We start from the raw sequence: 12,334 nt of genomic DNA, 5'->3' as shown, positions 1-12,334 counted from the left end.
GCCCCGAGCGTACTCAAACGCCCCGGCGACCGTTACTGGATAGCCTGCCGGTCATGACCGACCCCACCCAGGCCCTCTCGTTCGGCACCGCCGCCGTCGACTACGACCGGTACCGTCCCCGCTATCCACCGGCGGCGCTGCGTTGGGCGCTGGCCGGCATCGACGTTCCCGCGCAACTGGTGGACCTGGGTGCCGGGACCGGCATCCTGGCGCGTGGGCTGCTCACCCTGGGCCACCGGGTGACCGCCGTCGAGCCCGACCCCGGCATGCGGGCCCAGTTGACGTCGGTCAGCACCGGCGTGCGCGCACTGGCCGGCGGCGCCGAGGCGATGTCGCTGCCCGAGGGGTACGCCGACGCAGTCCTCACCGGGCAGGCGTACCACTGGTTCGACCGGCCACGCGCACACGCGGAAATCGCCCGGGTGCTGCGGCCCGGCGGGGTCTTCGCGCCGCTGTGGAACCTGCGGGACGACGCGTACGCCTGGGTGGCCGAGCTGAGCCGGATCGCCGAGATCGGCGACACCGTCGAGCACCTACGGCAGAGCGTGACCGACTTCGGAGACTCCTTCACCAGCCCGGAGTGGGCCGAGTTCACCCACACCACGACGCTGACCCCCGACGAACTGCTCGGCCTGGTCCGCACCCGCTCCCACTACCTCACCGCCACCCCGAAGCGACGAGCCGAGGTCGACCGCGAGGTCCGCACCCTGCTGCGCACCCACCCCGACCTGGCCACCAGGGACACCATCACCCTCCCCTACACCACCCTCGCAGCCCGCACCCGAAAATCCTGAACCCGCCCACGGACCAAGAGCCACACCAGACCCCGCCAGACGGACGAACCCCCACCACCCAGACCGCGACAGACGGACGGACCCCACCACCCCAGACCCCACCACCACCCACGGACGGATGGCGCTGGCCCACCGAAGGTTTCCGGGCAGCCCGACCGGCGCAGGGATCAAGCCTGACCGCCCGGAGCCGGTCGGGCTGCCCGGAAACCCCACCGCAACCACCAGAGAAGGTCAGGCCGCCCGGAAACCCCACCGCAAGAAGAACGAGAAAGCTCAGACGTTCCGCTCGTACACCATGCGCAACCCGATCAGCGTGATCATCGGCTCGTGGTGCGTGATCGTCCGGCATTCGTTCAGCACCAGCGAGGCCAGCCCACCCGTCGCGATCACCGCCTTCAGCTCACCCATCTCGGCGGCCATCCGCTCCACGATCCGGTCCACCTGACCGGCGAACCCGAAGTAGAGGCCCGCCTGGAGGCACTCGACGGTGTTCTTTCCGATCACCGACCGGGGCCGGGTCGCCTCGACCTTGCGCAGTTGGGCGGCGCGGGCGGCGAGCGCGTCGAACGAGATCTCGATGCCCGGGGCGAACGCACCGCCGAGGAACTCACCCCGACCGCTGATCACGTCGAAGTTGGTGGTGGTGCCGAAGTCGACGACGATCGACGGCCCGCCGTAGAGGGTGTACGCGGCCAGGGTGTTGACCACCCGGTCCGCGCCGACCTCCTTCGGGTTGTCGATGGCCAGCTGCACCCCGGTACGTACGCCGGGCTCGACGATGACGCTCGGCAGTTCACCGTAGTAGCGGGTGAGCATGGTCCGCAGCGAGCGCAGGGCCGCCGGGACCGTCGAGCAGGCGGCCACGCCGGTGATCTCGACGGCGTCGCCGGCGAGCAGCCCCCGGAACATCAGACCCAGTTCGTCGGCGGTGGAGCGGGCGTCGGTCTTGATCCGCCAGGAGTGCACCAGCTTGTCGCCGTCGAAGGTCGCCAGCACGGTGTTGGTGTTCCCGATGTCGATGCAGAGCAGCACGCACGCAGCCTAGACGGGTTCACTCCGTGCGCAGGTCCAGGGCGATGTCCAGGATCGGTGACGAATGGGTGAGCGCGCCGACGGAGAGGAAGTCGACGCCGGTGGCGCCCACCGCCGCCGCGTCGGCGAGGGTCAGTCCGCCAGTCGCCTCCAACTCGGCCCGGTCACCGACGGCGGCGACGACCTCGGCGAGCACGGCCGGGGGCATGTTGTCCAGCAGCAGGAAGCCGGCCCCGGCCTCGACCGCCTCCACCGCCTCGGCGAGGGTGTCCACCTCCACCTGCACCGGCACGTCCGGGAACGCCTCCCGGACCCGCCGGTACGCGGCGGCGACGCCGCCCGCCGCGAATTTGTGGTTGTCCTTGACCATGGCGACGTCGTGCAGGCCCATCCGCTTGTTCGTGCCCCCGCCGGCCCGGACCGCGTACTTCTCCAGGGCCCGCAGTCCCGGAGTGGTCTTGCGGGTGTCCAGGACCATCGCTTTGCTGCCGGCCAGCGCGTCGGCCCAGGCGCGGGTGTGGGTGGCCACCCCGGACATCCGGCAGAGCAGGTTGAGGGCGGTCCGCTCGGCGGTGAGCAGCACCCGGGTGGGGCCGGTCACCGTGGCCAGCACGTCCCCCCGGGCCACCTGCTCGCCGTCGTGGACCACAAGCGAGACCGCGACGGTACGCCCGATCCCGGTGGCCTCCGCGGCCAGCTCGAACACGGCGGCGGCGACCGCCAGCCCGGCCACCACGCCGTCGGCGCGGGCCACCACGTCGGCGGTGTCAGTCTGAGCGGCCGGGATGGTGGCGACGCTTGTCACGTCGAGCCCGTCCGGGCCGAGGTCCTCGACCAGCGCGTTCTCGATGATCCGGCGCACCTGGTCCGGGTCCAGCCCGGCCGCACGCAGCATCCGCTCCGTCTCGGCGGTCATCGCGTCTCCTCCCACCGGGTGGTCAACCGTCCCTGTCCGCCGACCGCACCGATCAGGTGGCCGTGCCACCGCTCGTCGGCCGCCGGGAAGTCCTCCCGCCAGTGGCAACCCCGGGTCTCCCGGCGGGCGTACGCCGCGCCGACAAGCGTGGCGGCCACCGTGAGCAGGTTCGTCGCCTCCCAGTCGGCGGTACGCGGGGTGCCCCGGGCGACGCCCAGCTCGACCAGTTCGGCCGCGGTCGCGGTGAGCGTCGCGGCCGAACGGAGCACTCCGGCACCCCGGGTCATCGCCCGCTGCAACACCGGTGTCGCCGCGGCGGGCAGCACCCAGCCGCCATCCCCGCGCCATGCTCCGGTGTCCGCCGGGCGGGCCTGCGCGGGCAGACCGGTGGCGATGTCGTCGGCGATCCGACGGGAGAAGACCAGCCCTTCCAGCAGTGAGTTGCTGGCCAACCGGTTCGCGCCGTGCACGCCGGTGCAGGCGACCTCGCCGCAGGCGTACAGACCGGGGATCGAGGTCCGGCCGTGCAGGTCGGTGCGGACCCCACCGGAGGCGTAGTGCGCGGCCGGCGCCACCGGGATCAGGTCGGTGCCCGGGTCGACGCCGATGGCCAGGCACGACGCGACGATCGTGGGGAACCGGCGGGCCAGGAAGTCACCGCCGAGATGGCGGGCGTCGAGGTGGACGTGGTCGTCGCCGGTGGCCAGCAGCACCCGGTGGATGCCCTTGGCGACCACGTCCCGTGGCGCCAGCTCGGCCAGTTCGTGCTGGCCGAGCATGAAGCGTTTGCCGTCGGCGTCCACCAGGTACGCGCCCTCGCCCCGCAACGCCTCGGAGACCAGCGGCTGCTGGGCGTGGCCGGCACCGGGCACCCGGGAGTGCTCCGGCACGATCAACGCGGTCGGGTGGAACTGCACGAACTCCACATCGGTGACCGCCGCACCGGCCCGCATGGCCAGGGCGACCCCGTCGCCGGTGGAGACCGCCGGGTTGGTGGTGGCCGCGAAGATCTGCCCCATGCCACCGGTGGCCAGCACGACCGCGCGGGCCAGCAGGGCACCGACACCGTCCTCGCTGCCCTCGCCGAGCACGTGCAGCGTGATCCCGCACGCCGCACCGAGCCCGCCCGGGCCGTCGCCGGGAGCCCGGAGCAGATCCAGGACCAGCGCGTGCTCGACGAGCCTGATCCACGGATCGCGGCGCACCGCCTCGTGCAGCGCCCGCTGCACCTCCGCACCTGTCGCGTCGCCGCCGGCGTGCACGATGCGGTCGGCCCGGTGCCCGCCCTCCCGGGTGAGCATCAACGAGCCGTCGGCGTTGCGGTCAAACTCGGCACCGAGGCGCATCAGTTCCCGCAGCCGGGTCGGCCCCTCCTCCACCAGCACCCGGACCGCCGCCGGGTCGCACAGGCCCACGCCGGCGATCTCGGTGTCGGAGGCGTGCATCGCCGGGGTGTCGGTCGGGTCGAGCACCGCGGCGATGCCGCCCTGCGCCCATCGGGTCGATCCCTCGTCGATGTCGACCTTGGTGACCACGGTGACGTGCAGGCCCGCCTCACGCAGATGCAGCGCGGCGGTCAGCCCGGCCACCCCGGAGCCGACCACGATCACGTCGGTGGTCTCCACCCAGCCGGGCGCCGGGGCGGCCAGCCGGCTCGGCAGCGCCGGCAGGCCGACGGTCGGTAGGTCCATGCCCACAGTCAACCCGAATGCCTTTCGCCTCGGGCGACGGGGGCGGGACGAGTGGTTCCGGCTACTTCGTCCGGACCGGAAGCGCGGCCGGACCGGCACCCTTGAGCGTCCCGGTCACTCGACGGTCGCTGAGCCACAGATAGCAGCGGATCCCCCGGTCGCCCACCCGCCACCGACCGGCGCTGGGCGGACGCACCACCACGTCGGTGCGGAAGACCAGGTCGTCGTCGTCCGGCAGATCGGCGAAGCGGGCGAGGGCCGAGCGGCAACCCGCGTAGAAGGGCGCCCACTGCGCGCTGCGTGTCGGGTACGGACGGTCCGGGGCCGGCCAGACCCCGGCGAACTCGGCGTCGTGGCGCTCGGTACAGGCCACCGGAACCAGGGTCTGCACCACGCCCCCTCCGCCGGTACGCGTCTGCTGACAGCCCAGTCGCAGCGGCGACGCCGTCCGGAGCACGTCGCGCAGCGAGCCGGTACGCAGCACGACCCTGGCACCCGCCTCCACCGTGCTGACCTCCATCAGGTCGCAGCGGTACCAGCGCGAGCCGGCCGCCCAGCCCGGCTCGGACGGCACGGCGACCGCCAACCGGAGCCGCCCGGCCCGCCAGTTGTCACCGACGTAGCCGTTGGCCCGGTTGTCACACTCGGCGAAGGCGGTACGCAGTTGCGCCGAGCCGGTGGACGGCGGTTGATTCCGGTCGGCAGGGAAGGCCCCCACGTGCACCGTTTCCACCCGGTGCGGTGCGGCGCAGTCCACCGGCGCGTACGCCCCGAGCGGCACCACCTCGGCGAAGTCGGCCTTGTGACAGGTCCCGGCGACCGGAGTGAAGGGCCCGGGCGGCGGCAGCGCGGCCCAGTCGTCCACCAGGTCGCCGTCCAGCCCTGCGGCCGACCCGCAGCCGGCCAGCAGCACCGCCACGGTGAAGGCTGTGACCAGGGTCCTCGTCGCACGCTGCATGGCGCCGCCTCCCCCAGTCAGCGGCCGTCCCCCGACGGCGCCTTCAGGGTAACCAGAAATGACCTTCCGGTGACAGACCGGAATCGCGGCGCGATCGTGGTGACTGAACCCCCGTTACACGGACAGCGGGTTCGGCACCGGAGCGCCGGCGGTGCCGGGCGCGGCGGTCGACGGATCGGCGCCGAGGTCGACGACCTTGTTGTCCGCGTCCACGTGCACCACCCGAGGGCGGTACGCACGGGCCTCGGCATCGTCCATCTGCCCGTACGAGATCAGGATGACCAGGTCGCCCGGTTGCACCAGGCGGGCGGCGGCACCGTTGATACCGATCACGCCGCTGCCCCGCCGGCCCGGAATGACGTACGTCTCCAGCCGGGCCCCGTTTGTGATGTCGACGATCGCCACCTGCTCACCGGGGAGCAGGTCGGCGGCGTCGAGCAGATCCTCGTCGACGGTCACCGAGCCGACGTAGTGCAGGTCCGCCTGGGTCACCGTGGCCCTGTGGATCTTGGACTTTAGCATCGTGCGGAACATCAGGACGCCTTTCGCGGATACGTGTGGTCAGGAAGCCGGGTCGAGTCGGATCGGAGCGTTGTCGATCAGTCGGGTGTCGCCCACCCAGGCCGCCACGAGCAGCCGGGCCGGACCGTGCACCGGCCCGGGCTCCAGATCCGGATCGGTGAGCACCAGGTAGTCGAGCCGTGCCCCGGAGTCGCCGGCACCGAAGGCGACGTGCGCGGCGGTCAGGACCGCCGCGGCGTCACGACCGGCCTCGGCGGCCTCGGCACCGGCCCGCAACGCCCGGGACAGGCTCAGCGCCACCGCGCGCTCGGCCGGCGAGAGATAGCGGTTCCGGCTGGACAGGGCGAGGCCGTCCGGTTCCCGGACGGTGGGCACCCCGATCACCTCGACCGGAACGTCCAGGTCCCGGCACATCCGCCGGACCAGGGTCAGCTGCTGGTAGTCCTTCTCACCGAAGAAGGTCAGGTCCGCGCGGGTGAGCTGGAGCAGCTTCAGCACCACGGTGAGCACGCCGTGGAAGAACCCCGGCCGGCTCAGCCCCTCCAGATCCTCGCCGAGCGCCCCCGGATTGACCCGGACCGCTGGCTGGCCGCCGGGGTACATCTCCCCCACCGAGGGAGCGAAGACCAGGTCCGCACCGGCCCGCCGGCACACTTCAAGATCGGCTTCGAGGGTACGCGGGTAACGGTCGAAGTCCTCGTTGGGACCGAACTGCAGCGGATTCACGAAGATCGTCACGATCAGGTGGTCGGCGCTCGCTCGGGCCTCCCGCAGCAGCGTCTCGTGCCCCTCGTGCAGCGCGCCCATGGTCATCACCACCCCCACCGTCCCGGTGCGGGCAGCTCGCGCCCTGGCCAGGTCGGCACGGGTGTGCACCAGCTCCGTCACGTGATCCACCTCGCTCGACACCTGTCCTCCGCCGACGGTCACGCCGCCACCTCGCTCCGGTAGTCGTCCAGGACGCCGAGCAGTGGTGCCGCGTCGACCGGACGCAGCCGGCCGGCCGCGACGGCCCGATCGGCGGTACGCCGCGCCAGGACGAGATAGGGCTCGACCGACTCGGGCGCGGTGGCGGCGAGCTGCGCCAGGTGTCGCCGCACCGTACCCGCGTCGCCACGGGAAACCGGGCCGGTCAAAGCGTCGTCACCCAGGCGCAACGCGTTCTCCAGCGCGGCACGCAGCAACGGGGCGAGCACCTTCTCGGGCTGACCCACCCCGGCGTCGCGCAGCCGGTCGGCCGCCTCGTTGACCAGGGTCACCAGGTGGTTGGCACCGTGTGCCAGTGCCGCGTGGTACAGCGGTCGGTCCGCCTCGGCGATCCACTCGGGCACCCCGCCGAGGTCGACCACCAGCCGGGCGGCCAGCGGGCGCAGGTCGGCCGGCGCGGTCACCCCGTACGAGATGCCGGGCAGCCGGCCGAGGTCGTCGGGCGTACCGGCGAAGGTCATCGCGGGATGCAACGCCAGCGGTCGGGCACCTGCCGCGCTTGCCGGTGCCAGCACCGCCAGGCCGTGCGCCCCCGACGTGTGCGCCACCACCTGGCCGGGACGCAGTGCGCCGTCGGCGGCCAGGTCGGCCACCACCCCGGCCAGCGCGTCGTCCGGAACGGCGATCAGCAGCAGGTCGGTGGCGGCCTGAGCGACCTCGGCGGCGGGGCGGCGGGAGACGGTGGGCAGCAGCAGTGCCAGGCGGGCCTGGGAGGCACCGGATGCCCCACTGGCGGCGATCACCCGATGGCCCGCGGCGGCCAGCGCGGCGCCCAGGGTGGCACCCACCCGCCCGGCGCCGATGACACCGACGGTGAGCACGGAAGCGTTGGCGACCTGGGCCGATGCCACGGTCGCGGGCCGCCGACGGGCGGCCGAGTAGGTGCGCGGCGGTGCGCTCATGTCACGATCCAGTCCTCGAGGCGGGGTACCGGTCGGGGCAAGTATGCGTCGCTGACGCGGATCTGAAACAAGGATGTGTGAAATCGTTCACCGGTGTGAGGAGGGCCCCATGTCGATGCGCTGGCGGGAGGCGATGCGCCGGGCGCTCTACGGACCCGAGGGCTTCTTCGTCTCCGGGGCCGGACCGGCCGCGCACTTCCGCACCAGCGTGCACGCGTCACCGATCTTCACCTCGGCGCTGCTCCGGCTGATCCACCAACTCGACGCCGCCCTGGGCTTTCCCGACCGGTTCGACGTGGTGGACGTGGGTGCGGGACGGGGTGAGCTGCTCGGCGCTCTCTCCGCTGCGGTCACCGTGGGGGTTTCCGGGGAGCCCGCCCGCTCCGGGCGGTCAGGCTTGATCCCTGCGCGGGCGGGCTCCCCGGAAACCCTGACCACCACGGCCGCCGCCGGCACCAAGCCGGGTGACACCTCATCCGGGTCCGTCGACTCGTCGCCGTCGGCGCCGGTTCCGCTGGCTCGGCGGGTACGGCTCACCGCCGTCGAACTCGCCCCGCGCCCCGCCGATCTCCCCGACCAGATCACCTGGACGAACGAGATCCCCACAGGCATCACCGGCCTGCTCCTGGCCACCGAGTGGCTCGACAACATCCCCCTCGACCTGGCCACCCACACCAATCACAACTGGCGCTACCTCCTCGTCGACCCCACCACCGCAGCCGAGACGACAGGCGAACAAATCAGCCCCGCTGACCTCGACTGGCTGACCACCTGGTGGCCCACACCGACCGAACAAACCCCCGGGGCGCGGACCCGCACGGACGACCAGGACCTCCCCCCGCAGACCGCAACGGACGGGTCGGCCTCGACCACGTCGGGTTTCCGGGCAGCCCGACCGGCGCAGGGATCAAGCCTGACCGCCCGGAGCCGGGCGGGCTGCCCGGAAACTCCCACGAACCGCACCCCTACAGACCGCACCCCCACCGACCGCACCCCGGCTGTGGACAGGGCGGAGATCGGACGGACCAGGGACGAGGCGTGGGCTGACGCCGTAGGACGGGTCGACCGAGGGCTGGCGTTGACCGTGGACTACGGCCACCTACGCGTGGAACGGCCGATCGACGGGACGCTGACCGGGTACCGCAACGGGCGACAGGTACCACCGGTGCCGGACGGCTCCTGCGATGTCACCGCGCACGTCGCGATGGACTCGGTCGCCTCCGCCGGTGAGCGGGTCGCCCGGTGTGCGTACGTCCTGGCCTCGCAGCGGGAGGCGTTGCGAGCGCTCGGGGCCGACGGCGGACGACCGCCGCTGAGCCTGGCCTCCAGTGACCCGGCCGGCTACCTGCGGGCGCTGGCCACCGCCTCGGCGGCGGCCGAGCTGACCGACCCGGCCGGCCTCGGTGGCCACTGGTGGCTGTGGCAGCCGGTCGGCCTGCCCGCCGACCGGCTGCCGCCCCTCGCGGCCCTGAGCGGTGGTGGTGCCCACGAGCTGAGCCGCTGACAGGCGACCACCGCTGGACCCGGTGGTTCATGGCACGATGGCGGGCATGACCACTGGCGATCTGCGCGAGCTGACCGTCGGCACCGGCGCCGGGCTGGTGGCGGGCACCGGCGGGGAGCAGCTCGGCGCGGACATGGTGCTGAACATCGGACCGCAGCACCCCTCTACACACGGCGTGCTGCGGCTCAAGCTCGTGCTCGACGGCGAGCGGGTGCTCGCCGCCGAACCGGTCGTCGGCTACATGCACCGAGGTGCCGAGAAGCTGTTCGAGGTACGCGACTACCGGCAGATCATCGTGTTGGCCAACCGGCACGACTGGCTCTCGGCGTTCGCCAACGAGCTGGGCGTGGTGCTCGCCGTGGAACGGCTGATGGGCATGGAGGTGCCCGAGCGGGCCACCTGGCTGCGGATGGCGCTCGCCGAGCTGAACCGGGTGCTCAACCACCTGATGTTCCTCGGTTCGTATCCGCTGGAGATCGGGGCGATCACCCCGATGTTCTACGCCTTCCGGGAACGGGAGACGCTCCAGTCGGTGATGGAGGAGGTCTCCGGCGGGCGGATCCACTACATGTTCAACCGGGTCGGCGGCCTGAAGGAGGAGGTGCCCGCCGGCTGGACCGGTCGGGCCCGGGCCGCCATCGGTGAGGTACGCCGCCGGATGCCGGACCTGGACAACCTGATCCGCCGGAACGAGATCTTCCTGGCCCGTACCGTCGGGGTGGGGGTGCTGTCGGCGGCCGACGCGGCGGCGTTCGGGGCGTCCGGTCCGGTCGCCCGGGCCTCCGGACTCGACCTGGACCTGCGCCGGGACGAGCCTTATCTGGCCTACGACCAGCTCGACGTGCCGGTGGTGACGAAGACGGCCGGCGACTGTCACGCCCGCTTCGAGGTGCTGCTCGACCAGGTGTACGCCTCGCTCGATCTGGCGGAGCGGTGTCTGGACCGGGTCGACCAGCTCACCGGACCGATCAACACCAGGCTGCCGAAGGTGCTCAAGGCACCCGAGGGGCACACCTACGCCTGGACGGAGAATCCGCTCGGCATCAACGGGTACTACCTGGTGTCGCGGGGCGAGAAGACGCCGTGGCGGCTCAAGTTGCGCACCGCCTCGTACGCGAACGTGCAGGCCCTGGCCACCCTGCTGCCCGGCTGTCTGGTGCCGGACCTGATCGCCATTCTCGGCTCGATGTTCTTCGTGGTCGGCGACATCGACAAGTGACGGCCCATATCCGGCGCCGCTGACGGGCGGCGGCGCCGTCCGGGGGGTCAGCGCCAGCGGCCAGCGCCGGTTTCGTACCCGGACGGGCCGTAGCCGGGCTCTTCCACGCGGTGCCGGCGGCCGTACGACTCCCCGCCCGGACGCTGTCCCCGCGCCGGTTCGGACGGATACCCGTACGCCGGCTCCGACGCGTAGCCGCGCACGGGTTCGGGCTGGTGGCCGCTCACCGATTCGGGCTGGTGGCCGCGCTGACGGGGCGGGCGCCACTCCTGCGGCACCGGCACCCCACCGGCGGGTAGCGCCGGGCGACTCTCCGGCTCACCCCAGCCGTCCCGCCACGCGTCCTCGCCCGCCGCCTCCCGGCGTGGCTCGTCGCGACGTACGCTCGCCCAGCGATCCTCCACCCGGTATTCGGTGCCGGCCGGATCGGCGTGCAGCTCGGCCCGGCGTTCGCCGACGCGCAGCTCGCGACCCCGGTCGTCGTCGCGTACCGCCGCCCACCGGTCCCCGGCCCGCAGTTGCGCCCAGTACTCCCCGGTGTCGTCCGCCCGATGCCCCCGGGCCGCCGGCACCGGCTCGGCGGGGGCCTCCCAGTGCTGGTCACCCGCGTCCCAGCCCCGGTCGTCACGCGAGCCCGCCCAGTCGCGATCGTCCCGGTCCACCGAGGGCCCGTCCGGGTAGCCCGAGCCGCCGTCGCGGGCGGTGGACCAGTCGTCGTGCGCGGCGGACCAGCGGCTCTGCTCCTGCGGCGGTGACCAGGAGCGTTCCTCTTCGCGAGGCGAACCGGACCAGGATCGGTCGTCCTCACGGGACGGTCCGGACCAGGGGCGCTTCTCCTCCTGGGCGGCCCCGGGCCAGGAGCGGTCGTCGTACCGCTCCGCAGCGGACCAACGACGGTTTTCGTCCCGATGGGAACGGTCGTCGCCGTCGGACCAGGAGTGGTCGTCCCGGTCACTGCCGGATCCCTGCCCGCGCTCCCCGGCCTGGGCTCCGGACCACCCCGCCGGGTACCCGCCGTACCGGCCGTCGGACTCGCCCACGATCGTGTGCCGGGTGGTCACGTGCACCGTCTCGGTGTGCCGGACCACCCCGAGCGGCCTCGGCCCCGACTCGCCCGGGCGATTGTCCTGCTCCGGACGAGCTGGCGAACCGTAGACGCTGGCCGAGCCGCCGGCCGGGCGATCGGTGCCGGGCCGGGAACGCTCCCCGCCGTACCCGCCGGCCGGGCCGTGACCGGGCTGGGCGGTGCCATAGACCCCGGCCTGCGCGGCCGGCCGTTCGGCCTGCCGCGACGGCGCCTCCGGTGTTGGCACCCGGGCCCGGCCGGGGCCGGGCGGCTCGTGGTTCGCGACCGCATTGACGCCACCCGCGTCGACCCGCCGACGCAACCCGGCCAACGCCTCCTGAACCCGCTGGACCTCGTCGAGCGCCTGGTTACCGCGCTGGGCGGCAGCCACGATCTCGCCGCGCAGCTCCCGCCGCAGCTCATCGACCTCCGCCCGGAGTTCCTCGGCGTGCTGTCCGCCGCCGTCGGTACGCAGCGCGATGGAGAGCCCGATCAGCACCACGGCCAGGATGGCCAGCACCGCGGCGAACCGCAGCGGCCCGTTGCCGTCAGCGACCAGCAGGATCAGCGCCGCGACGGGAGCCAGGGCCACACCGCCCCAGAAGAGCACGGTGAGCAGCTTGCGCGTGTCGGCGGGCACCGGGGCGGGCATGGGTCCGCAGCCTACCGAGAGTTGCGTCACGTGGGAACGGCTTGACGGCAGGTCTCCGTCGCGAGTGCCGACGACGGCTTACCGCTGCGCG

The 12,334-nt window shown here is 72.9% G+C and carries 11 protein-coding genes; 3 read left to right on the top strand and 8 right to left on the bottom strand.

Annotation, left to right across the window (positions count from 1 at the left end):
- The first annotated feature begins 53 nt into the window (after positions 1–53).
- Entirely contained in the window at positions 54–794 is a 741-nt protein-coding gene (locus AB0J93_RS04065) for a class I SAM-dependent methyltransferase (RefSeq protein WP_363917955.1), read from the top strand.
- A gap of 273 nt (positions 795–1,067) precedes the next feature.
- On the opposite strand, the gene AB0J93_RS04060 is transcribed toward AB0J93_RS04065, so the two are convergent.
- From AB0J93_RS04060 to AB0J93_RS04030, 7 genes are all read right to left on the bottom strand, one after another.
- Positions 1,068–1,826: a type III pantothenate kinase gene (locus AB0J93_RS04060; protein WP_093409827.1), complete on the bottom strand. Its 759-nt coding sequence runs from the start codon at positions 1,824–1,826 to the stop codon at positions 1,068–1,070.
- A 19-nt stretch (positions 1,827–1,845) separates the two neighbouring features.
- Positions 1,846–2,742, bottom strand: coding sequence for a carboxylating nicotinate-nucleotide diphosphorylase (gene nadC, locus AB0J93_RS04055; protein WP_363917953.1), 897 nt, complete (start codon positions 2,740–2,742; stop codon positions 1,846–1,848).
- The gene (locus tag AB0J93_RS04050; RefSeq protein WP_363917951.1) at positions 2,739–4,433 is read right to left on the bottom strand and encodes an L-aspartate oxidase; all 1,695 of its coding nucleotides are present in this window, start codon (positions 4,431–4,433) and stop codon (positions 2,739–2,741) included. Before AB0J93_RS04050 ends, nadC begins: the two co-directional genes overlap by 4 nt.
- 61 nt (positions 4,434–4,494) lie before the next feature.
- A complete protein-coding gene (locus AB0J93_RS04045; RefSeq protein ID WP_363917949.1) occupies positions 4,495–5,391 on the bottom strand; it encodes a septum formation family protein in 897 nt (298 codons plus the stop codon).
- A gap of 114 nt (positions 5,392–5,505) precedes the next feature.
- Positions 5,506–5,925, bottom strand: a complete 420-nt coding sequence (panD, locus tag AB0J93_RS04040; protein ID WP_164448617.1) for an aspartate 1-decarboxylase — start codon at positions 5,923–5,925, stop codon at positions 5,506–5,508.
- Positions 5,926–5,952: 27 nt separating this feature from the next.
- On the bottom strand, positions 5,953–6,801 hold the full coding sequence (gene panC / locus AB0J93_RS04035) for a pantoate--beta-alanine ligase (protein ID WP_363918538.1): 849 nt from the start codon (positions 6,799–6,801) through the stop codon (positions 5,953–5,955).
- A gap of 38 nt (positions 6,802–6,839) precedes the next feature.
- Positions 6,840–7,802, bottom strand: a complete 963-nt coding sequence (locus AB0J93_RS04030; RefSeq protein WP_363917947.1) for a Rossmann-like and DUF2520 domain-containing protein — start codon at positions 7,800–7,802, stop codon at positions 6,840–6,842.
- A gap of 109 nt (positions 7,803–7,911) precedes the next feature.
- On the opposite strand from AB0J93_RS04030, the gene AB0J93_RS04025 reads away from it, so the two are divergent.
- Both AB0J93_RS04025 and AB0J93_RS04020 read left to right on the top strand, forming a co-directional pair.
- Positions 7,912–9,306, top strand: coding sequence for an SAM-dependent methyltransferase (locus AB0J93_RS04025; protein WP_363917945.1), 1,395 nt, complete (start codon positions 7,912–7,914; stop codon positions 9,304–9,306).
- 37 nt (positions 9,307–9,343) lie between these two features.
- On the top strand, positions 9,344–10,525 hold the full coding sequence (locus tag AB0J93_RS04020; RefSeq protein ID WP_363917943.1) for an NADH-quinone oxidoreductase subunit D: 1,182 nt from the start codon (positions 9,344–9,346) through the stop codon (positions 10,523–10,525).
- Positions 10,526–10,572: 47 nt separating this feature from the next.
- On the opposite strand, the gene AB0J93_RS04015 is transcribed toward AB0J93_RS04020, so the two are convergent.
- A complete protein-coding gene (locus AB0J93_RS04015) occupies positions 10,573–12,243 on the bottom strand; it encodes a hypothetical protein (protein WP_363917941.1) in 1,671 nt (556 codons plus the stop codon).
- Between the last annotated feature and the right edge of the window lie 91 nt (positions 12,244–12,334).

This window comes from Micromonospora sp. NPDC049374, from assembly GCF_040677165.1.
Classification (GTDB): Bacteria; Actinomycetota; Actinomycetes; order Mycobacteriales; family Micromonosporaceae; genus Micromonospora.
This window is presented reverse-complemented; position numbering and strand designations above follow the sequence as displayed.